Origin of the sequence: Pseudomonas sp. 3HC3 (genome assembly GCF_044904505.1) — a bacterium.
GTDB classification, from domain to species: domain Bacteria; phylum Pseudomonadota; class Gammaproteobacteria; order Pseudomonadales; family Pseudomonadaceae; genus Aquipseudomonas; species Aquipseudomonas putida_Y.
The window spans coordinates 91135-113806 of the sequence record NZ_JADDRH010000013.1; the positions used below are offsets into that span (position 1 = coordinate 91135).

Consider the following 22672-nt stretch of genomic DNA (forward strand, 5'->3'; position numbering starts at 1 on the left):
CCAACACAAGGAGCCGTATCATGAGCAATGAAAGCAAGGTCATGCTGGCCGGGTTTGCCCAGCCCATCTCGCTACGCCTCGATCACCTCAATGAAACCGCGCGCCAGACCCTGCGCGAATCGCCGCTGTACCGCAACGCGGCGCTTGTACACAGTTCCGAAGACACCTTGCGCGCCGCGCAGCTACTGACCAATGCCGGAACGCTGGCCAGTACGGTCACGACCAATGGCTGGGATACCGTGAGCATCTGCCGGGTCTCTGCGCTCAACCAGCGCATCGCCCTGGAAAAAACCTACCCCGCCAACATCGACGCCGGGGTCGACAGCTTCTCGCTCAAGGCAGACTTCGACGCCTGGTCGATTACCACCGGCGGCGACGGACGCAACGTCAAGGTACGCATCCCCTTCGGCTCAGGGACATACAAAGGCCTGAACGGCAAAACCTACCAGGTCCAGGGGATGTCTGCGGATGTCTACGTCAAGCTCAGCTACTTCCCGGCGCCCAATCCAGTATCGGCTTCAGACGGCACGTATGAACTGCAAGTCAACACCCAGGCAACGGACCCGGATGACCCGATCGCTGCGGTGATTGCCCTGAGGGACCCGAACAACGTCTTGAGCGGCATTGACCAGAGCGTGATGCGCGGCGTACTCGAAGACTGGCTGAACCAGCCCGAGAACCTGAAGAAGTTCGACACCCTGTTCAGTACCGTACTGATCAACAACATGGGCAAGGAAAGCGAGGAATTCAAATGGCTGCGGGCCACCTCCATGAGCTATGCCTATACCGACAAGAACAGTGAGGAAAGCAGCATCTTCGGGGTGCTGGCCATGACCAACGAGCGTGACTCCACGGGGTTGCCGAACCAGTTGCCTGCCGTGATGCTGGCTGCGGACAACAATGCCAACTTCCTCATCAGCCGGGAGATCTTCGTCAAGTACCAGTTGCTGGCGGCATTGCCGTTCATCTTCGAGGGTACCACCGAGGCCAACTTCACCCTGGATGCGGCGGGCACATCCATCACTGCCAACGACCTGAAGCTCGACAGCGTCAAGTTTGGGGCCATCACCTATCATCCCGTGGCCGAAAAGTTCGATATCAACTTCGACGAGTCTTATATCCGTACCGAATGCAAGGTACGCACCGACATCTCACCCGGTATCGTGGCCTATACCCGCATCGTCACCAAGCAGACGCTACAACTGGGCGTCAACGACAAGGGCGAACAGGTGATGGTATATGCCATGGTCGGAGACCCGGATGTCCAAAACACGACAGACATCGCCACCTGGGTGGTCGTCACCGAAGCCATTCTAGGCGCGATTGCCGCCGTGGCCACTGCGGTGGCTGGTGGTGTGGGCGGCAAGGTGATGGCGTTGATCGTCGGCATCATCGCAGCGTTGGTGGTGGCCATTGTCAGCATCGTCATCCACGTGATCATCGAGCGCGTGGTGGCGGGTGGGGTAACCAACAACATTCCGTCCATAGCGCCCATGGTCAAAGTGGCGGCGAACCAGGTCAAATGGCCATTCAGTGAACCGGATGCCTTTGTCCTGACCGACATCACCTACTCCGGTGCGCTGATATTCGGTGGCTCGCTCAAGTTGCTCGAAAAGTTCTGCATCCAGGACAAACGCCTCGCCCTGGCGACGCTGGCCGCCTGACCTTGCCTACACAACCCCGGGCCTCAACGCCCGGGGTTCGTTGCACGCCCATCGCCATTCCTTTGGTATGATCAAAAGTCGATTGTGCATGGATCAATGCAGTGCGCTGCTCAGACCGATCAAAAGGCGCGAGATTGCGGCTTCATCGCTCCGCATGGCCACTCCACTTTTAGCGAATACCCACGCTTGATGCGAAAACTCCTGGCAAGCGCCCTGGCGCTGGTGATGATCGCCGCCGTCTGCGGCTACGGTTTCTGGACCCAACAGCGCCCGGAAGGCCACTACCTGTCCGACCTGCGCATCGAACTGGCGCTTAACCATGGCGTACCGGGCGAGCACGGCAACCTGCTCGGTGTCGAACCACTGCTGTTCCCAGGCGACTATCAGAACTTGCAGCGCTTGCACCGCAAGCTCGCCGCTTATCTGGAGCAAGCCCGTGCCCAGGGGCTGGTGGGGCCGCGCACCGTGGTGGTACTGCCGGAGCATATCGGTACCTGGCTGTGGGCGCGTGGTGAGAAGAACGAGCTGTACCAGGTCAGCCACAGCCGCGAGGCCCTGCAATGGCTGGAACTGAGCAACCCGCTTCGCTATGGCCTCGCGGTTCTTGGCGCTGAGGGCGACGACTGGCGTGCCGATGCGCACTTGCGCATGAAGGCCGAACAGATGGCCACAGACTACCAGCAACTGTTTGGCAGCCTGGCAAAGGAATTTGGCGTCACCCTGGTGGCCGGCTCGATCGTGCTGCCCGAACCCTATGTGAAACAGGGCGTGCTGCATGCCGGCCGTGGCCCACTGTTCAACAGCAGTGTGGTGTTTGCCGGCGATGGCTCGCTGCTGGGCGAGCCGCAGCGTCAGCAATATCCCGACAGTGAAATGCGCCGCTACATCCACGACGGCCGCCAGCACCCGCTGCAGGTCGTGCAGACCCCGGCCGGGCGCCTGGGGGTGCTGGTGGGCAGTGACAGCTGGTACCCGGACAACCACCAGCAACTGACTGAACAAGCCGTACAACTGGTCGCCAACCCGGCGTTTCTCAGTGGCAAGGGCAGCTGGCAAGCACCCTGGCGGGGAAATCGCCACCAGGATGCCAGCGCCGGGCTGGCCTTGCAGCGCGGCGAAGTCAGTGAACAGGCGGCCTGGCAACGCCTGACCGAAGTGGCTGGAGCCGGCATCAGCAGCATGAGCGTGTTCATGCGCGGGCAGTTCTGGGAACAGGGCAGCGATGGCCAAGGCTTTGCTCACCAGTCGGGAGCGTTGCTCGCCGCCCCCCCCAGCCCGGGTGCCCGCCTGCTGAATGTGTGGCTGTAAGCCCATGGCCCGCCCCCGCGTGCGCCTGGGCGAACTGTCGGTTGGTTTTGTCCAGCCTTTGAGCGAAGCCCTGCGCGAACTGGGCCACGACCCTGAACCATTGCTGCGGCGCTACGGCCTGGACACGACACGCCTGAGCGAGGCCGGCGCACGCCTGTCCATCCCCCGCTACATGCACCTGGGCCACGCCGCTATCGAAATGAGCGGTGAGGCCGCTTTAGGTCTGCGCATAGGGCGCCTGAGCCGGTTGGCACATACAGGTCTGGCCGGGGTCACTGCGGCCCAGGCCCCCACTCTCGGCGAGGCCGCGCGCACCCTGCTGCGTTTCGAGCCGCTTTACGCGGCCAACTACCGTGGCCATTCCAGCTTTCAGGAAGATGACCAGGGCGCCTGGCTGCGTTTCTACTCCATCAGCCCGTATAACGACTACAACCGCTTTGTGGTCGACTCACTGCTGGCCGGGTGGCTGGCCCAATTGGCCGAGCTTGCCGGCACCCCGGTGCAGGCCGAACGCCTGGAGATCGAGTTTGCCGCGCCCTCCTATGCCGCGCGCTATCAACCGCTCTGCAGCACACCTGTGCAGTTCGCCACCGACGGCAATCAGCTGCGCCTGAGCCGCGCCACCTTGCAACTGGCCAACCCCGGGCATTGCCCGAGTACCTGGCAGCACCTGTTGCAGCTGTGCGAAGCAGAGTTGCTGCAGCGCACGCGGGTGCGCAGCCTGGGTGAGCGCATTACTCACCTGCTGGGCCCGCTGCTCAATGGCGGCCGTGAACCGAACCTGGAAGAAGTGGCGCTGCACTTGCAGCTGCCAAGCTGGACCTTGCGCCGCAAGCTCGCCGAGGAAGGCACGCGTTTTCGCGACCTGCTCAACGAAACCCGGCGCGACCTGGCCGAGACCTACATCCGTGACACGGCGCTGGCCTTTGGCGAGATTGCCTATCTGTTGGGGTTTGCTTCGGCCGAGGCCTTCCAGCGCGCATTCAAGCGCTGGACGGGCCTCACGCCGGGGGAGTTCCGCCGCAGCCAGCGGCAGCCGGGCTAGAGTTCGGTGGCGTCGTCGGCCGGTTCCGGGGTGTCCAGTTCGTAAGCTTGGGTTTCGAGTAGTTCTTCCTGGTATTCGTCCATTGCCCTGCGTCCTCTTTGCTCATTTTGCCTTTGTAGGTATCGCCTTCAGCCTAAGCAGGTGGGATGAAGGGATGATGACAAGCTTATAAGAGGTAAACGTAGCAGGTGTTCAGGAAGTTATCGCGGGGCGTCTGTAACAGGGGATGTTTACAGCCTGAACCGGCCCTTTCGCGGGCTGCCGGCGAAAAGGCCGGTTCAGGCGACCCATCAAAGGGAGGGGGCGGCGGCCTCGGCCGGCTGGGCATCCTGCTGCACCTGAATGGGTGCAGCTTCGGCCGGCGGGGCCACCGGCTGCGAACCCTGGCTGTCATCCACCACCGGCGCCGCTGCCGCCTCGCTGGCCGGGGCTACCCCCGCAGGTGCAGGCGTCGCCTCAACCAACGGTGCAGCTGCCGGGGCCGGGGCCACCGGGTTCGCCGCCGCCTGCTCCGGAAGCCCGAGGTCAACCGCCGGTTTTTCAAGCTTCGGCGCTGGCTCTTCAACTTTGGCCTTGCTCACTTTTTTCGGCTTGGGCAGGTAACTCTCCACCAAGGCGAAATAGCGGTCATAGAACTGCGCCGCAGTCACCGTCTCACTGGCTACCTTGACCATCGAGTCGTCACTGGAGCCGATCGGCATCGACACCGAACCCAGCACCCCCACGCCCAGGCTGGCCGAGGTGTTGGACTTTTTCAGCGCATAGCGGTCCTGCAGGGCGTTGGCGAACATGGTCGAGTGCTGGTCGTCGCTCACGTCCGGTGCACAGGTGACATTGAAGCTGATCTGCAGGTGGTTCTCGCTGTTTTGCTGAAAGCTCTTGTTACCCACCACCTGGTTGGCGCCGCTGCTGGTGATGATGTACCCCTGGCTGAGCAAAGCACGCCGGGCGGCTTCGCAAGAGCCGGCATCGCTCACCGGGAAGCTGCGCGAGAAGGTGCCCGAGTCATCGAAGTTCTCGTGCTCGTAGACGGCCGCTTTTTTCGAGGAACAACCGGTCACGCCCGCCAGCACCAGGGCCAGCCCGAGCGCACCAAAGACGGAAGATCTGGTCATTGCGAATTCCGGGTATATGGAAAGTGCCTATTGTGCAACACAGCAGGCAGGCACAGGAACCGCTGGTCGGTGAAGAATCTGTCAGGTTGGTGTAAAGCCTGGCAAAGGCCGGCATTTGCCAGGTGCACCAACGAAAAAAGCGACCCGAAGGTCGCTTTAACGTTGCTTCAAGGCGTTCATGGGGCCTTGAAGCGAAGATGGCGCAGCGGACGGGACTCGAACCCGCGACCCCCGGCGTGACAGGCCGGTATTCTAACCGACTGAACTACCGCTGCGTATCATTCAGGCTTTCGCCCGTTTGAAAACTGGGTCTACCCTTCCGGCGCAATGGCCTCAGGGCAGGCACAAAAAAAGCGATAACGTGATCGCTTCTTTTGTGTTTGCTTCAAGGCGTTCTAGGGACCTTGAAACGAAGATGGCGCAGCGGACGGGACTCGAACCCGCGACCCCCGGCGTGACAGGCCGGTATTCTAACCGACTGAACTACCGCTGCGTATCGTTCAGGCTTGCGCCCGATTGAAACTGGGATCAGCCCAAGGCGTTCGCCTTGTGGCTTCAGACCGGTGCAATTCACCCATCTGTTACTGAAAAATGGCGCAGCGGACGGGACTCGAACCCGCGACCCCCGGCGTGACAGGCCGGTATTCTAACCGACTGAACTACCGCTGCGCAGTGCGTTCCTCTCTGGCTATCGGCTTCTTGCGAATCCGATGCTCCAGGAACATCTCAGGAAGTGGTGGGTGATGACGGGATCGAACCGCCGACCCTCTGCTTGTAAGGCAGATGCTCTCCCGGCTGAGCTAATCACCCTCGCGATGTTGCTTGTTGCGTTTGCTTCGCTGAGGCCGCGAAATTTACGCAGGTGGCGAAGCTAAGTCAATAGCCCCATTGAATTTTTTTCAAAAAGGCAACGTGCTGTGATTGCCTGTACCCGCGAAGAGACAGACGCAGATTAAACAAGGTGCTCAGGTATAGATCATCTTGCGGGTCATGCCGCCATCGACCACAAACTCCTGGCCGGTGACAAATGCCGCCTGGCGTGACAGCAACCAGGCAACCATGGCCGCTACATCTTCCACAGTCCCTACCCTGCCCGTTGGGTGTTGGGCATGGTCAGCTTCGCTCAGTGGCTCGGCACGGCGCTGCGACGAATCACGGGCATCGATCCAGCCCGGGCTCACCGCATTGACGCGAATCTCCGGGCCCAGGCTCATGGCCAGGGCATGGGTCAAAGCCACCAGGCCGCCCTTGCTTGCCGCGTAAGCCTCGGTGTCCGGTTCGGACTGCCGAGCACGGGTAGAGGTCAGGTTGACGATCGCCCCGTTGTGCGCACGCAGATACGGCGCACAATGCTTGGCCAGTAGCATGGGCCCACTGAGGTTGACCGCCAGCACCCGGTTCCATTGTGCCAGGCTCAGGCTTTCCAGCGTCTGGTTGTGCGGGTTGGCAATGGCCGCATTGCACACCAGCGCGTCCAGCCGGCCGAACTGCCCCAGCACTTCGGACACTCCGGCACTGACCTGGGCCTCGTCGGCAACGTCCATGGTGATGAACCAGGCGTTGTCGCCCAGCGCCTTGGCCACTTTGGTGCCACGCTGGCGGTCCAGATCACTCAGCACCACCTGCCAGCCTTCGCAGATCAGCCATGCGGCAATGCCCAGACCGATGCCGCGAGCGGCACCTGTGACCAAGGCTACCCGGCCATTGTGGCCCGGGGTACTGCCGCTGATTTCGATCACAATGCTGCCAGCCCACGCGCCAGGTCAGCCTGCAGGTCGGCCACGTCTTCCAGGCCCACGGCAACGCGGATCAGGCTATCGCGGATACCCGCCGCTTCACGCTCCTGCGGCGACAGACGACCGTGTGAGGTGGTCGCCGGATGAGCGATGGTGGTTTTGCTGTCACCCAGGTTGGTCGTGATGGAAATCACTCGGGTAGCGTCGATGAAACGCCACGCGCCCTCTTTGCCACCCTTGACCTCAAAGCTGACCACTGCACCAAAACCGCTCATCTGGCGCTTGGCCAGTTCGTGCTGCGGGTGGCTAGGCAGGCCGGCGTAATGCACCTTCTCCACGCCGTCCTGCTGCTCCAGCCATTCGGCCAGGGCCTGAGCGCTTTCGCAGTGTGCACGCATACGCAGGCGCAGCGTTTCCAGGCCCTTGGTGAAGATCCAGGCGTTGAACGGGCTGAGGGTTGGACCTGCGGTACGCAGGAAACCGACCACTTCTTTCATTTGCTCGGTACGGCCGGCCACCACACCGCCCATGCAGCGGCCCTGGCCGTCGATGAACTTGGTGGCCGAGTGGAACACAATGTCGGCACCCAGCTTCAGCGGCTGCTGCAACGCCGGGGTACTGAAACAGTTGTCCACCACCAGCATGGCACCATGGGCATGGGCGATTTCGCTGAGCGCAGTGATATCGACCAACTCGGCCAGCGGGTTGGATGGCGACTCGACGATCAGCAGTTTGGTGTTGGCCTTGATGGCCTTTTCCCAACCGGTGAGGTCGACCAGTGGCACGTAGTCCACTTGTACGCCAAAGCGTTTGAAGTACTTCTCGAACAGGCTGATGGTGGAGCCGAATACGCTCTGCGACACCAGCACATGGTCACCGGCGCTGCACAGCGACATGACCACGGCCAGGAGCGCCGCCATGCCGGTGGACGTACCCACGGCCTGCTCGGCCCCTTCCATGGCCGCCAGGCGCTCCTCGAAGGCACGCACCGACGGGTTGGTGTAGCGCGAGTAGACGTTGCCCGGTGTTTCACCGGCAAAGCGCGCAGCAGCATCGGCTGCCGTGCGGAACACATAGCTGGAGGTCAGGAACAGCGCTTCGCTGTGCTCGCCTTCCGGGGTACGGTTTTGGCCAGCGCGTACCGCCAGGGTGTCGAAACCGACACCCTCGAGGTCACTGTCCAGTCGCCCGGCATCCCATTGATCCGTCATGCCGTCGCTCCCAAAATCAGTTGTTGTAAAGGTCGATGATCGCGCTGACGGCCTGGTTCTTGACCTTGGCCAGGTCATTACGGGCCTGCTCGATGCGGTCGAGGTAGGCTTCGTCGATATCGCCAGTGACGTACTCACCGTTGAATACCGCGCAATCGAACTGCTCGATCTTGATCTTGCCGCCGCCGACCGAATCGATCAGGTCTGGCAGGTCCTGATAGACCAGCCAATCGGCACCAATCAACTCACCCACCTGTTCGGTGGTGCGGTTGTGGGCGATCAGTTCGTGAACACTCGGCATGTCGATGCCGTAGACGTTCGGGTAGCGCACTGCGGGGGCCGCGGAGCAGAAGTAGACATTCTTGGCGCCGGCTTCGCGGGCCATCTGGATGATCTGCTTGCAGGTGGTGCCGCGCACGATCGAGTCGTCCACCAGCATCACATTCTTGCCGCGGAACTCCAGCTCGATGGCGTTGAGCTTCTGACGCACCGACTTCTTGCGCGCGGCCTGACCGGGCATGATGAAGGTACGGCCGATGTAACGGTTTTTGACGAAACCCTCGCGGAACTTGACGCCCAGCCGGTTGGCCAGTTCCAGCGCGGCAGTGCGACTGGTATCCGGGATCGGGATGACCACGTCGATATCATGATCGGGGCGCTCGCGCATGATCTTGTCGGCCAGCTTTTCACCCATGCGCAGACGCGCCTTGTACACCGAAACCCCATCGATGATCGAGTCCGGGCGAGCCAGGTAGACGTGCTCGAAGATGCACGGCTGCAACGTTGGCGCTTCGGCGCACTGCTTGGTGAACAGCTGGCCTTCTTCGGTGATGTACACCGCTTCGCCCGGTGCCAGGTCGCGGATCAGGGTGAAGCCGAGCACGTCCAGGGCGACACTTTCCGAGGCGATCATGTATTCCACGCCTTCGTCGGTGTGACGCTGACCGAACACCACCGGGCGAATGCCATGGGGGTCGCGGAAACCGACGATGCCGTAGCCGGTGATCATGGCCACCACGGCGTAACCGCCAACGCAGCGGCTGTGCACATGGGAGACCGCAGCGAACACGTCTTCTTCGGTCGGCTGCAGCTTGCCGCGCACCGCCAGCTCATGGGCGAACACGTTCAGCAGCACTTCCGAGTCGGAGTTGGTGTTGACGTGACGCAGGTCGGACTCGTAGATCTCCTTGGCCAACTGCTCGACGTTGGTCAGGTTGCCGTTGTGAGCCAGGGTGATGCCGTAAGGCGAGTTGACGTAGAACGGCTGGGCCTCGGCCGAGGTCGAGCTGCCCGCAGTCGGGTAGCGCACGTGGCCGATGCCGATGTTGCCTACCAGGCGCTGCATGTGGCGCTGCTGGAACACGTCGCGCACCAGGCCATTATCCTTGCGCAGGAACAACCGGCCGTCATGGCTGGTCACGATACCGGCAGCGTCCTGGCCGCGGTGCTGGAGGACCGTAAGCGCGTCATACAGCGCCTGATTGACGTTCGACTTACCGACGATACCGACGATGCCACACATGCGACGCAACCCCTACTTTGATGAAACTTGAGTGAATAGCGCTCAGGGCTTGGACGGCCCGAGCAACTGTTCCTTGAACGGAAGATCAGCCGGAGTGCTGATCAGGCCACTGGGCGTCCATTGGTCGGTGAAACCCAGAATCAGGTTTTTCGACCAGTCGGCGACCAAGAGAAACTGTGGTATCAGGCGTGATTCCTGCCACCAGGTGTCTTGTTGAACCGGCCCCAGGCTGATCAGGCCTATGGCCACCACTACCAGCAAGGCCCCGCGCGCTGCGCCGAAGGCCATGCCCAGGAAACGATCGGTGCCGGACAGCCCGGTCACGCGGATCAGCTCACCGACAAGGAAGTTGACCATGGCCCCCACCAGCAAGGTGGCGACGAAAAGAATGGCGCAGCCAGCGATGACGCGCATCGATGGCGTCTGGATATAGCTCTCAAGATACACCGAGAGTGAACCGCCGAACATCCAGGCAACCGCACCGGCAATGATCCAGATGAGCAAGGACAAGGCCTCCTTGACGAAGCCGCGCTTGAGACTGATCAATGTGGAGACGGCGATGATCGCGATGATCGCCCAATCAACCAAGGTAAATGCCACGGTGCTGCCTGCAGACGTTTGAGGCGGCGCATTTTACCAGAGCGGCGGGCCGGGAGTAAGCGGAATGTCAGCTGGATTGGTGTTGGGCGATTCGCGGCTAAGCCCGCTCCCACAGGTTCTGTGTGCGCCTTGCAGCGACGCGGTACCTGTAAGAGCGGGTCCAACTCGCAAATGGGCGGCATGGCCGCCCCGGGGAATCAGCTGCGCTCGGGCTGGAAGCGCACCACAAAGCCCTTGAGGCTGTTCTGACGGTTGACCGCGTCACGCACGCGCTCGGCCTCGGCGCGCTCGATCAACGGCCCCACGTACACGCGGTTCATGCCACCCGCCGTACGGATATAGGCGTTATAACCCTGGCTACGCAAGGTTTGCTGCAGCTTCTCGGCACCGGCGCGGTTGGACAGACTGGCCAGCTGGATTGACCAACTGACAGGCAGGCCATTGACGTCGATCTTCGATGGCGCGGCAGGCGCTGGTGTTGCAGCAGTTTTGGCCTCTACCTTGGGCGCGGACGCCTGCGGCTTGGGCGGCTGGACCTGCGCCTGGGTCTGCGGCGACGGAGTGATTGGCTGGCTCGGTGTACTGGCCGGGGCAGTCGACTCGTCGATCACCACGGGCGCCTGCTGCGGCGCCTCCGGAATAACCTGCGGCTCCGGCACGGCAACCGGCTCCACCTTCACTTCCGGCAGGCTGGGCATGGCCGGTGCCTGCGGGGCTTCGACGTGCACCTGGCGCATCTCGTCCTCGCGGGTAAACAGCATCGGCAGGAAAATAACCGCCAGCGCCACCAGCACCAGCGCACCCACCATGCGCTGTTTCATCCCTTTATCCAGCACAGCCATCTATTCCACCCTCCTGGGCGTGCCGCTCCAGCCATTCCAGCGCCTGGGCGACACAGAAAAACGAACCGAACAGCAGGATCTGATCATCCGCCGTCGCCTGCGCACATTGCCCTTCAAGGGCGGCGTCGACGCTGGCATAAGACTTCACCGCGGCACCGAGGTTCGCCAAGGACGTGACCAGCTCAGCGGCCGGGCGACTGCGCGGGGTATCCAGTGGCGCCACCGCCCAGTCGTCGATGAGGCCCTGCAGCGGCGCGATAACGCCCTCCAGATCCTTGTCGGCGAGCAGGCCAAATACCGCGAGGCGGCGCCCCTTCAGCGGCCGGGCAGCCAGGCGCCTGGCCAGATACTGCGCCGCATGCGGGTTGTGCCCGACATCCAGCAGCAACGCTACCGGTTTGCCCTGCCAGTTCAAATTACGGAGGTCGAGACGCCCAGTGATACGGGTATCCAGCAGCGCCTGGCGAACTTGCTCCGCGTCCCACGGCAGCCCCATCAGCAGGTAAGCCTGCAAGGCCAGCGTGGCGTTTTCCATGGGCAGGTCAAGCAAAGGCAGGTCATGCAGCTCTACCTGCGCGCCATCAGCCGCAGTACCACGCCAGCTCCAGCAGCCATCGGTGCTGGCCAGGTCGAATTCCCGACCGCGCAGGAACAGTGGCGCAGCCAGTTCGGCGGCCTTGTCCAGCAACGGCCAGGGCGGATCCAGGTCGCCGCACAAGGCCGGCTTGCCCGGGCGGAAGATGCCAGCCTTCTCGAAGGCCACCAGTTCGCGGGTATCCCCCAGGTAATCAACATGGTCGACACCGATGCTGGTCACCAGGGCGAAGTCGGCATCCACTACGTTCACGGTATCCAGGCGGCCACCAAGGCCCACCTCGAGCACCACGGCATCCAGCTGCGACTGGTAGAACAGCCAGAACGCGGCCAACGTACCCATCTCGAAGTAGGTCAGGGAAATATCGCCCCGTGCCGCCTCGACGGCGGCGAAGGCTTCGCACAGGCGCTCATCGCTGGCCTCCTGGCCATCGATCATCACCCGCTCGTTGTAACGCAACAGGTGCGGCGAACTGTATACACCGACCTTGAGCCCCTGGGCACGCAGCAACGAAGCCACGAAGGCACAGGTCGAACCCTTGCCGTTGGTGCCAGTTACCGTCACCACGCGCGGCGCCAGCTTGCCCAGCGACAAGCGGGCAAGCACCTTCTGCGACCGCTCCAGGCCCATGTCGATGGCCGAGGGGTGCAATTGCTCGAGGTAGGCGAGCCATTCGCCCAGGGATCGTTGTTTCATCACGCGACGGCAGCCGCCTCACGCGCTTCTTGCGGGGTTTGCTGACCGGTCATCTGCGCCAGCAGGCGGGCCAGACGCGGGCGCAATTCGCCACGGGAGATGATCAGGTCGATGGCACCGTGCTCCAGCAGGAACTCGCTGCGCTGGAAGCCTTCAGGCAGCTTCTCGCGTACGGTCTGCTCGATCACGCGTGGGCCGGCGAAGCCGATCAGGGCCTTCGGCTCACCGACGATGACGTCGCCGAGCATCGCCAGGCTGGCGGAAACACCGCCATACACCGGGTCGGTCAGGACCGAGATGAACGGGATGCCTTCTTCGCGCAGGCGCGCCAGCACGGCCGAGGTCTTGGCCATCTGCATCAGCGAAATCAGCGCCTCCTGCATGCGCGCACCGCCCGAAGCGGAGAAGCAAACCATTGGGCAGCGGTTTTCCAGAGCATAGTTGGCCGCGCGTACGAAGCGCTCGCCGACAATGGCACCCATGGAGCCGCCCATGAACGAGAACTCGAAGGCGCTCACCACGATCGGCATGCCCATCAGGGTGCCGCTCATGGAGATCAGCGCGTCCTTTTCGCCGGTCTGCTTCTGCGCAGCGGTCAGGCGGTCCTTGTACTTCTTGCCATCACGGAACTTCAGGCGGTCAACCGGCTCCAGGTCAGCACCCAGTTCGGCCCGGCCTTCAGCGTCAAGGAAAATGTCGATGCGCGCACGTGCGCCGATACGCATGTGGTGATTGCACTTGGTGCAAACATCCAGGGACTTTTCCAGCTCCGGACGATACAGCACGGCCTCGCAGGACGGGCACTTGTGCCACAGGCCCTCGGGCACCGAGCTCTTCTTCACCTCGGAGCGCATGATCGAAGGGATCAGTTTGTCGACTAACCAGTTGCTCATGCTTTCTTTCTCCAGTATTGGCAGGCGGGGGGACAGCGTCACCGTCCCTGCCCTGCCCTTGAGCTCAAAATCTTTTATGAAACGATGGTGGACCGGCCACCGGGGCTTCCAGCGCGCCACTCCACCGCTAATGTATTTTCTTGCCGCCACAGGTACTGGCGGCGGCCCAGCAGGGCTGCGAAAGCTATGGACGATGGCGCGCAGCCAGCCGTCACATCTGCCATCAAGCCTGTTTCACCGCCTTCATGAAGGCCTCGATCTTCGCCGCATCCTTGATGCCCTTGGCCTGCTCGACGCCACCGCTGACATCCACCGCGTAAGGCTTTACCTGTGCAATGGCCTGGCCAACGTTATCGGCCGACAGCCCACCCGCGAGGATGATCGGCTTGCCAAGACGCGCCGGTACCAATGACCAGTCGAACGCCTCACCGGTTCCCCCGGGTACGCCCGGCACATAGGTGTCCAGCAAAATGCCGCGGGCACCCGCGTAAAGCCGGCAGGCGGCCTCCAGGTCGTCGCCAGGGCGCACACGCAGGGCCTTGATCCAGGGGCGGTGGTAGCCTTCACAGTCCTGCGGGGTTTCATCGCCGTGAAACTGTAGCAGGTCCAGCGGAACCACTTCGAGGATCTCGTTCAGCTCGCAACGTGAGGCATTGACGAACAACCCGACCGTGGTCACGAATGGCGGCAACTCGGCGATGATCGCCCGCGCCTGGCGCACGTCCACTGCCCGCGGGCTCTTGGCATAGAAGACGAAGCCGATGGCATCGGCACCCGCTTCGGCAGCAGCCAGTGCGTCTTCGATGCGGGTAATCCCGCAGATCTTGCTGCGAACATTGCTCATGGAACACGAACCCTGATTGTTGCGGCGAAAGGGCGGATGTTAGCAAATGGCTTTTCGCCCGTCAGTCTGCCAACGCCTCGTAACCACTCAAAAAGTGTGGGCCGATGTAACGCTTGGGCAACGCAAACGCTTCGGGGTACTCCACCTGCACCAGGTAAAGCCCGTATGGGTGGGCCGTTACCCCACCTTCACGGCGGTTGCGCCCTTCCAGCACCTCGCGGGCCCAGGTAACCGGACGCTCGCCGGCGCCGATGGCCATCAACACACCGGCAATGTTACGCACCATATGGTGCAGGAAGGCGGTGGCACGCACGTCCAGCACGATCATCTGGCCATGGCGGGTAACACGCAGGTGGTAGATGTGCTTGATGGGTGATTTGGCCTGACACTGGCTGGCGCGGAAGGCGCTGAAGTCGTGGGTACCGAGCAGGAACTGCGCGGCCTCGGCCATGCGATCGACGTCCAGCGGACGATGGTTCCAGGTCACTTCCTCGGCCAGGTGCGCCGGGCGAATCGGGTCGTTGTAGATCACGTAGCGGTAGCGCCGCGCGCAGGCCTTGAAGCGGGCATGAAAGTCGGCCGGCATTGGCCGCGACCAGACCACGCTGATGTCGTGCGGCAGGTTGAAGTTGGTGCCCATGGTCCAGGCGCGCTCGTCACGCACGGCACGGGTATCGAAGTGCACGACCTGCCCGCAGCCGTGAACGCCGGCGTCGGTACGCCCGGCGCAAACCACCGAAATCGGCTCGTTGGCGACCTTGGACAGCGCTTGCTCCAGGGCTTGCTGGACACTCGGCACGCCGCTGGCCTGGCGCTGCCAGCCGCGGTAGCGCGCACCTTTGTATTCTACGCCCAGGGCGATGCGGGAGTAGCCTTCGGCCGCGGATTCGGCGGTAGCGGTGTCGATGATGTCCAAGAGCATGAAACCTGTGGGGTGTACGGAATGGCGGGGATTATAACGACAACGGCAGCCTTGTAGGGCTGCCGGTGGATGCGCACTGCATTTGCGGGCCTCTTCGCGGGCGCGCCCGCCCACACAGGTCACTCACAAGGTCGAAATTTGTGGGGATCCCGTGGGAGCGGGCAAGCCCGCGAAGAGGCCTGCCCTGCTTGCATCAGACCAGCCGGGAGAGCATGTCCTCGGCTTCCTGACGCTGGCTATCGTCGCCATCCTTGACCACTTCATCGAGGATGTCGCGCGCGCCCTGGCTATCGCCCATGTCGATATAGGCACGGGCCAGGTCGAGCTTGGTGGCGACTTCGTCACTGCCGGAGAAAAAGTCGAAGTCCAAGTCGTCCAAGGGCTCGGGCTCTGGCTGCGCAACCGCGTCTTCGCTGGTGAAGTGCGGCTCCAACGAAGGCGTTTCGAGGCTCTGCGACAGCTTGTCCAGCTCGGCGTTGACGTCACTGAGCTCCGAGGCGAAGCTCTTGGCTGCCGGCGAATCGTCGTCCAGCGACAGGGACAAGTCGAAGTCCGATGGCAGGTCAAACTCGGAGACCGGGTCAAACTCAGGCTCGCTGTCGAAGGCAGCCAGTTCGGCGGCGACATCGACCGGGCCCTGCTCCACCGTGTCCGGAGTGGCTGGAGCCACAGGTTCACTGATGTCGAGGTCGAAATCAGACAGGTCCACGGCAGGCTGAGGCTCGGCTTGCGCCAGCATGGCCTCGAAATCAGCGTCGGCGTCGGCTTGCAGCTCGGCATCCACGGCAAACGGTGGCTCTTCTGGCTGAGCCTCTTCCTGTCCGGGCTCATCCAGCACAGGTTCAGCGATTACCAGCTCATCGGGTACCCCCACCTGTGCCACCGGCTCGTCCAGCACGGACGCGGCCAGCGGGTCTTCACCGGCCAGGTCTTCACCCAGGCTCAGGTCGAAGGTGCTGTCCAGATCCTGCTCATCCAGGCCGGATGCATCGAGCGTTGGCACTTCATCGAAGGCATCCAGCTCTGCATCAGGCTCTGCTTGCGCGACAGCCTCTGGCTCAGCCTCCACTTGCTGCTCAAACCCAGATACCTCGTCAGGCGCCACATCGGCAACCACCGGCGCTTCGGGCTCATCGTGCAGCAACTCTTGCACGTACTGCTCATCCATTTCGGCAGCCAGCGCCGCCGCACCCAGGCCGGCAGCAGCCAGGCCGAGCATGGCTGGATAACGCTCTTTCAGCCCGGCGACTTCGGCAACGTTCTGCTCGCTGGCTGGCAACTGGCGCTCCTGTTCGGCAAACGCGCTCTGATCACCCTGACGGGCGTATATGTCCATCAGTTTAAGGCGCAGGTCGTCACGCTCCGGTGCGGCGGCCACGGCGGGCTCCAGCAGGTCGGTGGCACGATTCAGGCGGCCTTCGGCCAGGCATTGATCGACTTGCGCCAGCAGCGCGGCGTGCGGGTCTGCTTGCGGTTCAGGCTCGGGCTCGGCGACCGGTTCCGCCACTTTTTCCGCAGCGACGGCAGCTGCAGCCGAAGCGGCGACCACAGCCGGCGACAGGGTTACGCCAGGCTCCGGGGCTTCGACGCCGTCGAAGCTCTCGGTATCGCTGTCGAAACCTGTGCCCTGCTCTTCTTCCAGCGCCCGCGCCATGCGCAGGTGCTTCTCAGCTTCTTGCTGGGCTTTGCGCTTGCGCGCCAGCAGCCACAGCAGCAGTGCCAGCACCAGGATGCTGGAACCGGCAATCACCCCCAAAAGCCACGGGTTGCCCAGGACCGAGTCGAGCGTACCCTTCGGCTGGCTGACGGGTGCAGGCTGAGCGGCCGGCACAGGCTTGGGTGCGGTATCGGCAGCAGCAGGCGCCGGCTTGTCCGCTGGCTGGTCCGGTGTAGCGGCAGCCGCTGCCGACGTGGCTGAGCCCTGGCCTTCCAGGCGTGCCAACTGGCTGTTCTTCAACTCGATCAGGCGCTGCAGCTTGTCCAGCTGGCTCTGCAGGTCGGCCATGCGGCTTTTCAGTTCTTCGTTGTCGCGACGGCTGGTGTCCAGACTTTCCTGGGCCATGGCCAGCTTGTCACTCAACGCCTTGGCCTGGCCGGCATCGGCCTGGCTGCCCGGGCTGACCAGACGCAGGTTGTCGCCCTGGGCGATACGCGACGGTGCAGCCTCGGCGGCGCCACGACGGGTGGCATCCAGCTGGCGGGCACGTGGACCCAGGCGACGGCCTTCACGCCAGGCGGCATACTGCTCGGCCACCTCGCGGTTCGCCTCGCCTTGGGCGATGCTCTGGATCTGCTGCTGATCGGGCAAGCGCAGTACCTGGCCAACCTTCAGCAGGTTGATGTTGTTGCCGATGAAGGCGTCCGGGTTCAAAGCCTGGATCGCGATCATGGTCTGCTGGATCGAACCACCCTGGGTGTTACGCGCGGCAATCTGCCACAAGGTGTCACGACGCTGGGTGGTGTAGCTGCTGGCACCGGTCATGGCCGGTGTGACATTGCCAGCTGCCGGTTTGTCGCCCTGTGCCTTGGCCTGGTCGAGCAGCACGCTATAGTCACGCAGCAGGCGGCCCTGCGGCCACATCACCTGAACCAGGAACTTGACCACCGGACCTGGCAGCGGCTGACTGGACGTCACGCGCAGCACACTTTTGCCGTTGGGGTTGATCACCGGTGTGAAGGTCAGGTCTTCGAGGTAGGTCGGAAACGCCACCCCGGCCTTGCTGAACTCTTCCGGTGGCGCCAGGCTCGGCGCCACTTCGGTGGCTTTGAGGTCGCGCACGTCGAGCAATTCGATCTCGGCGTCCAGCGGCTGATTCTGTGCCGACTTCAGGGTCAGCTCCCCCAGGCCCAGCGCATTCGCCATGCCAGACGACAGCGCGGATGCTGCAGCCATGGCCAGAACCAGTTTGCGAATTCGAAGCATGACCTCTTCCCTTGTATGAATCGTCCCGAAACCTGCATGCGGAGCAGGACAAAAGTGCTCGCCAGTATCTTTTACGGCATGTGTTTAATCAACAATTGCGCCACTTGCACGGCATTGAGCGCGGCGCCTTTGCGCACGTTGTCGGTGGTCAGCCAGAGGTTGAGTTGCTGGTCTTCATCAACACCGTGACGTATACGTCCAACATAGACCACGTCTTGGCCTACTGCGTCACCTACCGGGGTCGGATAATCATCGTTTTCCACCCGTTCGACGCTGTCAGCTGCCTCCAGAGCCTGGTTGACCGCTGCCAGGTCTACTGGGCGACGGCTTTGCACGGCCACACTGAAGCTATCGCCGAAAAACACCGGGACTTGAACACAGCTCACGGAAATCTTCATGTCAGGCAGGCCCAGCAGCACGCGCAGTTCATTGACCAGGCGGCGCTCCAGGGCGGTATGGCCCTGCTCGTCGGCAGCACCGACCTGGGCCAGCAGGTTGAACGCCACCTGACGGTCGAAGAAGCGCGGCTCCAGCGGGCGGGCATTGAGCAGTTCGGCGGTTTGCCGTGCCAGTTCGCTGACCGCTTCACGGCCCTGCGCAGATACCGCCAGCGCGGCCATCACCTGTACCCGCTCGATGTCGAGCAGGCTCTTGAGCGGCGCCAGCGCGACGGCCAGGGCTACTGCGGCCGAGCATGGGCTGACGATGCGCGCTGGCAACGACAGGCTGGCCAGGCGTTCGGCGTTGGCTTCCGGCACCAGGGCCAGGGCATCGTCCAGGCCGCCGGACAGATCGATCACCGTGCAGCCCGCCTGTAGCGCCTTACCGGCAAAGCTGCGGCTGACGGCGGCGCCGGTGGCGAAGAAGGCCAGCTTGACCTGGGCGAAGTCGAAGCTGTCGACTTCACGCACCTTCAGTTTCTTGCCAGCGAACATCACGCTGCTGCCCGCCGATTCCATGCTGGCCAGCAGGTGCAGGGTGGCAACCGGGAATGCCAGTTCCTCGAGGATCTGCACCAAGGCTTCACCGACGCTGCCGGTGGCGCCGACGACGGCGATATCCAAAGGGTGTGTCATGGAAGGGATCCTTTTGCTGTAGACGGCGGGGGCGGCACTTTACTCGGATTGTAGGGTTTTGTCTGTGCCCACCCGGCGTTGACTATTGCTTCTTGGATGTGGGCACTCACACCGAGTAGGTATTCATTCGCGCAGGTGGCGCATCGTCACCTTTCCGCCCTTACGGCGGGTTACTTTGGTCGTGGCCAAAGTAACCAAAACCGTCGGCTCCCATCATCCGGCCCCTACGCTGCGCTCCGGGGTCCCCTCGCTCCGGGCTTGCTCCCGGGAGGACCGCGCTGCAGGCCCCATCCTGGGGCCCAGCGCTTGACGGGCATCCATGCCCGTCACCTCCCTCCGCAAGCCCTGCGCTCGGCCTCCTGAAGTCGCAATCTGCGTCGCCTGAACTACCGCGCACTTAGAAGCAAAAGCAAAAGCAACGGCAACGGCAACGGCACGGCTCTGTCAGAGCAGACATTTCGCCATTAAACAGCGGCATGACTTATCCGGCGATTAGGCCCGCGACCCAAATGCATACCTTCAGGCATAAAAAAATACCGCACTGTCACCAGGGCGGTATTTTTCAGGTGAAGCCTGAACGATCAACGCTCCAGCAGAATCCGCAACATGCGGCGAAGCGGTTCGGCTGCGCCCCACAGTAGCTGGTCACCCACGGTGAACGCGCCCAGGTACTGCGAACCCATGTTCAGCTTGCGCAGGCGGCCAACCGGGATGTTCAGGGTGCCGGTGACCTTGGTCGGGCTCAGCTCCTGCATGCTGATTTCACGCTGGTTCGGCACCAGCTTCACCCAAGGGTTGTGCTGGCTGATCATGCCTTCGATGTCGGCGATCGGCACGTCCTTGTTCAGCTTGATGGTCAGCGCCTGGCTGTGGCAGCGCATGGCGCCGATGCGCACGCAGATGCCGTCTACCGGGATCGGGCTCTTGAAGCGGCCAAGGATCTTGTTGGTTTCGGCCTGGGCCTTCCACTCTTCGCGGCTCTGACCGTTCGGCAGTTCCTTGTCGATCCACGGGATCAGGCTGCCTGCCAGCGGCACGCCGAAGTTCTCGGTCGGGAACGCTTCGCTGCGCATGGTCTCGGCAACCTTGCGGTCGATATCGAGGATGGCGCTGGCCGGGTTGGCCAGGTCATCGGCCACTGCCGCGTGGGTAGCGCCCATCTGCTTGATCAGCTCGCGCATGTTCTGCGCACCGGCACCCGAAGCCGCCTGGTAGGTCATGGCGCTCATCCACTCGACCAGACCGGCCTCGAACAGGCCACCCAGGCCCATCAGCATCAGGCTGACGGTGCAGTTGCCACCGATGTAGTTCTTGGTACCGGCGTCCAGCTGCTGGTCGATGACCTTGCGGTTGACCGGGTCAAGGATGATCACCGCGTCATCCTGCATGCGCAGGGACGAAGCGGCGTCGATCCAGTAACCCTGCCAGCCGGCTTCACGCAGCTTGGGGAAGACCTCGTTGGTGTAGTCGCCGCCCTGGCAGGTCAGGATCACGTCGAGGGTCTTGAGTTCTTCAATCGAATAAGCGTCCTTGAGGGGCGCTGTATCCTTGCCCACGTTCGGACCCTGGCCACCAACATTGGAGGTAGTGAAGAACACCGGCTCGATAAGGTCGAAATCCTGCTCCTCCAGCATCCGCTGCATGAGCACGGAACCGACCATACCGCGCCAACCGATCAGACCTACACGTTTCATCGCAACTACACCTTTGCTAAAAGTGGGCCGCCACCGGGAATTTTGGGGGGCGGGCCAGAGAGATTACAGATTCCGCAGCGCTGCGACTACTGCGTCGCCCATTTCCTGCGTACCAACTTTGCGGCAGCCTTCCGAGAAGATGTCGCCGGTGCGCAGACCCTGGTCCAGAACCAGGCTCACGGCCTTCTCGATCGCCTCGGCGGCAGCCGACTGATTGAAGCTGTAACGCAACATCATCGACACCGACAAAATGGTCGCCAATGGGTTGGCGATGCCAAGACCTGCGATGTCCGGTGCCGAGCCGTGGCACGGCTCGTACATGCCCTTGTTGTCGGCATCCAGAGACGCCGAAGGCAGCATGCCGATGGAACCGGTCAACATGGAAGCTTCATCCGACAGAATGTCACCGAACATGTTGTCGGTCACCATCACGTCGAACTGCTTGGGTGCACGCACCAGCTGCATGGCAGCGTTGTCGACGTACATGTGGCTCAGTTCCACGTCCGGGTAGTCCTTGGCCACGTCTTCGACCACTTCACGCCACAGCTGGCTGGAGGCCAGAACGTTGGCCTTGTCCACCGAGCACAGCTTCTTGCCGCGCACGCGGGCCATGTCGAAGCCGACACGGGCAATGCGGCGCACTTCGCTTTCGCTGTACGGCAGGGTGTCGTAGGCCTGGCGTTCGCCGCCTTCCAGCTCGCGCTGGCCGCGCGGGGCACCGAAATAGATGCCGCCGGTCAGCTCACGGACGATGAGAATGTCCAGGCCCGACACGATTTCCGGCTTCAGCGACGAGGCATCGGCCAGTTGCGGGTAAAGGATGGCAGGGCGCAGGTTGGCGAACAGGCCCAGTTGCGAACGGATCTTCAGCAGGCCGCGCTCCGGGCGAATGTCTCGCTCGATCTTGTCCCACTTCGGCCCGCCCACAGCCCCCAGCAGCACCGCATCGGCCTTGCGCGCACGCTCCAGGGTTTCATCGGCCAGCGGCACACCGTGCTTGTCGATGGCGGCGCCACCAATCACGTCGTGCGCCAGGCTGAAGCCGAGCTGGAACTTGTCGTTGGCCAGCTCCAGTACCTTGACCGCTTCGGCCATGATTTCCGGGCCGATACCGTCACCTGGGAGAATCAGAATCTGCTTGCTCATGCTTTCCTCTATCCATTCACGCGGTGCGGCCAAGCGGGCCCCACCGAAAAGTGCTTAACGCTCGGCCCACAACACCAGCACATCCGTGCTGAATGAGCCGTCGGCCTCGATCTGGTAATACTGCCGTACTTCTTCGCCCATGGCTTGCTGCAACTGGCGGATGGCCGCGCGCATCGGCTCGGGGGTGCGCATACGCTCAACCCAGGTGCTCCACTCCAGGCGCAGCGGTTGGCGGGTGTGGCTGCGCACGTGCAGGCCGGCCTCGCTGACCTGCCGCTGCCACTCGGCGGCGGAATAGTCGCGCACATGGCTGGTGTCGCGCAGCACTTCGACCGTTTGCAGGTAAGTGTCGAGCAGCGGGCTGCCCGGCGACATCACGTCGATGAACGCCGCCACACCACCTGGCTTGAGGACCCGGCGCACTTCGCGCAGGGCCAGGCCCAGGTCGCTCCAGTGGTGGGCCGAATAACGGCTGAAGACGAAGTCGAACGAAGCATCGGCGAACGGCAGGCGTTCGGCAGCGCCGCGTTCGGTAATGATATTGCCCAGGCCGCGTTCGGCGGCGGCGCTGGCGACCACGTCGAGCATGGATTGAGAGAGGTCGTAGGCGACCACTTCGGTAACCAGCGGGGCGACGTGAAAGCTGACATGACCGGCACCGCAGCCCAGGTCCAGCACGCGGGCATGGGCCTGCCCTGCCAGCTCAGCCTGCAGCAGGGCGAATTCACTGCCTTGGGCGTGCACGGTGCTGCTGAGGTAGGCGCTGGCCTGTTCGCCGAACTGGCGTTGGACCACATCGGTGTGCTGGGTGCTGGTCATGTCTCGTTCCTTTAGAGTTTT

18 protein-coding genes and 4 tRNA genes are annotated in these 22672 nt (G+C 62.8%); 3 read left to right on the plus strand and 19 right to left on the minus strand.

The features are described 5' to 3' along the window. Window positions 1-20 precede the first annotated feature (20 nt). The 3 genes from INQ47_RS17585 (at window position 21) to INQ47_RS17595 (ending at window position 4017) form a co-directional block, all read left to right on the plus strand. Window positions 21-1664, plus strand: coding sequence for a TULIP family P47-like protein (locus INQ47_RS17585; RefSeq protein ID WP_103443912.1), 1644 nt, complete (start codon window positions 21-23; stop codon window positions 1662-1664). 189 nt (window positions 1665-1853) lie between these two features. Beyond that, a complete protein-coding gene (locus INQ47_RS17590; RefSeq protein ID WP_209969741.1) occupies window positions 1854-2972 on the plus strand; it encodes a nitrilase-related carbon-nitrogen hydrolase in 1119 nt (372 codons plus the stop codon). A 4-nt stretch (window positions 2973-2976) separates the two neighbouring features. Further along, window positions 2977-4017, plus strand: coding sequence for an AraC family transcriptional regulator (locus tag INQ47_RS17595; RefSeq protein WP_404702217.1), 1041 nt, complete (start codon window positions 2977-2979; stop codon window positions 4015-4017). Between the two features lie 290 nt (window positions 4018-4307). Here INQ47_RS17595 and INQ47_RS17600 read toward each other — a convergent pair whose 3' ends face one another. The 19 genes from INQ47_RS17600 to INQ47_RS17690 all read right to left on the minus strand — a co-directional run bounded on the left by INQ47_RS17600 (window position 4308) and on the right by INQ47_RS17690 (window position 22651). Further along, window positions 4308-5132: a DUF2242 domain-containing protein gene (locus INQ47_RS17600; RefSeq protein WP_404702218.1), complete on the minus strand. Its 825-nt coding sequence runs from the start codon at window positions 5130-5132 to the stop codon at window positions 4308-4310. A 198-nt stretch (window positions 5133-5330) separates the two neighbouring features. Continuing rightward, a tRNA-Asp gene (locus INQ47_RS17605) sits at window positions 5331-5407 on the minus strand. Between the two features lie 141 nt (window positions 5408-5548). After that, window positions 5549-5625, minus strand: a tRNA-Asp gene (locus INQ47_RS17610). A 99-nt stretch (window positions 5626-5724) separates the two neighbouring features. Continuing rightward, window positions 5725-5801 (minus strand) — tRNA-Asp (locus INQ47_RS17615). A 65-nt stretch (window positions 5802-5866) separates the two neighbouring features. Further along, window positions 5867-5942: transfer RNA gene (locus INQ47_RS17620), tRNA-Val, on the minus strand. Window positions 5943-6097: 155 nt separating this feature from the next. Beyond that, entirely contained in the window at window positions 6098-6871 is a 774-nt protein-coding gene (locus INQ47_RS17625) for an SDR family oxidoreductase (protein WP_252458552.1), read from the minus strand. Continuing rightward, window positions 6868-8079 (minus strand): O-succinylhomoserine sulfhydrylase, encoded by a 1212-nt coding sequence (locus INQ47_RS17630; RefSeq protein ID WP_021784493.1) that lies wholly within the window; start codon window positions 8077-8079, stop codon window positions 6868-6870. Before INQ47_RS17630 ends, INQ47_RS17625 begins: the two co-directional genes overlap by 4 nt. 16 nt (window positions 8080-8095) lie before the next feature. Further along, the gene (gene purF, locus INQ47_RS17635) at window positions 8096-9601 is read right to left on the minus strand and encodes an amidophosphoribosyltransferase (protein WP_209964472.1); all 1506 of its coding nucleotides are present in this window, start codon (window positions 9599-9601) and stop codon (window positions 8096-8098) included. Between the two features lie 42 nt (window positions 9602-9643). After that, on the minus strand, window positions 9644-10201 hold the full coding sequence (locus INQ47_RS17640; RefSeq protein ID WP_021784492.1) for a CvpA family protein: 558 nt from the start codon (window positions 10199-10201) through the stop codon (window positions 9644-9646). Between the two features lie 197 nt (window positions 10202-10398). Further along, on the minus strand, window positions 10399-11043 hold the full coding sequence (locus tag INQ47_RS17645) for an SPOR domain-containing protein (protein ID WP_404702219.1): 645 nt from the start codon (window positions 11041-11043) through the stop codon (window positions 10399-10401). Next, window positions 11027-12334, minus strand: coding sequence for a bifunctional tetrahydrofolate synthase/dihydrofolate synthase (folC, locus tag INQ47_RS17650; protein ID WP_404702220.1), 1308 nt, complete (start codon window positions 12332-12334; stop codon window positions 11027-11029). The genes INQ47_RS17645 and folC overlap by 17 nt, the downstream gene beginning before the upstream one ends. Continuing rightward, window positions 12334-13227 carry an acetyl-CoA carboxylase, carboxyltransferase subunit beta gene (gene accD / locus INQ47_RS17655; RefSeq protein WP_404702221.1) on the minus strand — a complete coding sequence of 298 codons (894 nt, stop codon included), beginning with the start codon at window positions 13225-13227 and terminating at the stop codon, window positions 12334-12336. The genes folC and accD overlap by 1 nt, the downstream gene beginning before the upstream one ends. A 223-nt stretch (window positions 13228-13450) precedes the next feature. Continuing rightward, window positions 13451-14071, minus strand: coding sequence for a phosphoribosylanthranilate isomerase (locus INQ47_RS17660; RefSeq protein WP_021784488.1), 621 nt, complete (start codon window positions 14069-14071; stop codon window positions 13451-13453). Between the two features lie 61 nt (window positions 14072-14132). Next, window positions 14133-14993 (minus strand): tRNA pseudouridine(38-40) synthase TruA, encoded by an 861-nt coding sequence (gene truA / locus INQ47_RS17665; protein WP_404702222.1) that lies wholly within the window; start codon window positions 14991-14993, stop codon window positions 14133-14135. A gap of 193 nt (window positions 14994-15186) precedes the next feature. Further along, entirely contained in the window at window positions 15187-17916 is a 2730-nt protein-coding gene (locus tag INQ47_RS17670) for a FimV/HubP family polar landmark protein (RefSeq protein WP_404702223.1), read from the minus strand. A 71-nt stretch (window positions 17917-17987) separates the two neighbouring features. Next, window positions 17988-18992 carry an aspartate-semialdehyde dehydrogenase gene (locus INQ47_RS17675; RefSeq protein ID WP_404702224.1) on the minus strand — a complete coding sequence of 335 codons (1005 nt, stop codon included), beginning with the start codon at window positions 18990-18992 and terminating at the stop codon, window positions 17988-17990. 581 nt (window positions 18993-19573) lie between these two features. Continuing rightward, window positions 19574-20686: an aspartate-semialdehyde dehydrogenase gene (gene asd, locus INQ47_RS17680; RefSeq protein WP_021784927.1), complete on the minus strand. Its 1113-nt coding sequence runs from the start codon at window positions 20684-20686 to the stop codon at window positions 19574-19576. A gap of 63 nt (window positions 20687-20749) precedes the next feature. Next, window positions 20750-21832 (minus strand): 3-isopropylmalate dehydrogenase, encoded by a 1083-nt coding sequence (gene leuB / locus INQ47_RS17685; protein WP_003247194.1) that lies wholly within the window; start codon window positions 21830-21832, stop codon window positions 20750-20752. Window positions 21833-21886: 54 nt separating this feature from the next. Then, window positions 21887-22651, minus strand: a complete 765-nt coding sequence (locus INQ47_RS17690) for a class I SAM-dependent methyltransferase (protein WP_252458478.1) — start codon at window positions 22649-22651, stop codon at window positions 21887-21889. Window positions 22652-22672: the final 21 nt, after the last annotated feature.

What these genes read in the sequence shown, in the direction of transcription:
- INQ47_RS17585 (WP_103443912.1), top strand. Translation starts at nt 21, where the DNA reads ATGAGCAATGAAAGCAAGGTCATGCTGGCCGGGTTTGCCCAGCCCATC.
- INQ47_RS17670 (WP_404702223.1), bottom strand. Translation starts at nt 17,916, where the DNA reads ATGCTTCGAATTCGCAAACTGGTTCTGGCCATGGCTGCAGCATCCGCG.
- INQ47_RS17590 (WP_209969741.1), top strand. Translation starts at nt 1,854, where the DNA reads ATGCGAAAACTCCTGGCAAGCGCCCTGGCGCTGGTGATGATCGCCGCC.
- INQ47_RS17630 (WP_021784493.1), bottom strand. Translation starts at nt 8,079, where the DNA reads ATGACGGATCAATGGGATGCCGGGCGACTGGACAGTGACCTCGAGGGT.
- INQ47_RS17645 (WP_404702219.1), bottom strand. Translation starts at nt 11,043, where the DNA reads ATGGCTGTGCTGGATAAAGGGATGAAACAGCGCATGGTGGGTGCGCTG.
- INQ47_RS17675 (WP_404702224.1), bottom strand. Translation starts at nt 18,992, where the DNA reads ATGACACACCCTTTGGATATCGCCGTCGTCGGCGCCACCGGCAGCGTC.
- asd (WP_021784927.1), bottom strand. Translation starts at nt 20,686, where the DNA reads ATGAAACGTGTAGGTCTGATCGGTTGGCGCGGTATGGTCGGTTCCGTG.
- INQ47_RS17690 (WP_252458478.1), bottom strand. Translation starts at nt 22,651, where the DNA reads ATGACCAGCACCCAGCACACCGATGTGGTCCAACGCCAGTTCGGCGAA.
- truA (WP_404702222.1), bottom strand. Translation starts at nt 14,993, where the DNA reads ATGCTCTTGGACATCATCGACACCGCTACCGCCGAATCCGCGGCCGAA.
- folC (WP_404702220.1), bottom strand. Translation starts at nt 12,334, where the DNA reads ATGAAACAACGATCCCTGGGCGAATGGCTCGCCTACCTCGAGCAATTG.
- INQ47_RS17595 (WP_404702217.1), top strand. Translation starts at nt 2,977, where the DNA reads ATGGCCCGCCCCCGCGTGCGCCTGGGCGAACTGTCGGTTGGTTTTGTC.
- purF (WP_209964472.1), bottom strand. Translation starts at nt 9,601, where the DNA reads ATGTGTGGCATCGTCGGTATCGTCGGTAAGTCGAACGTCAATCAGGCG.
- INQ47_RS17600 (WP_404702218.1), bottom strand. Translation starts at nt 5,132, where the DNA reads ATGACCAGATCTTCCGTCTTTGGTGCGCTCGGGCTGGCCCTGGTGCTG.
- INQ47_RS17660 (WP_021784488.1), bottom strand. Translation starts at nt 14,071, where the DNA reads ATGAGCAATGTTCGCAGCAAGATCTGCGGGATTACCCGCATCGAAGAC.
- accD (WP_404702221.1), bottom strand. Translation starts at nt 13,227, where the DNA reads ATGAGCAACTGGTTAGTCGACAAACTGATCCCTTCGATCATGCGCTCC.
- leuB (WP_003247194.1), bottom strand. Translation starts at nt 21,832, where the DNA reads ATGAGCAAGCAGATTCTGATTCTCCCAGGTGACGGTATCGGCCCGGAA.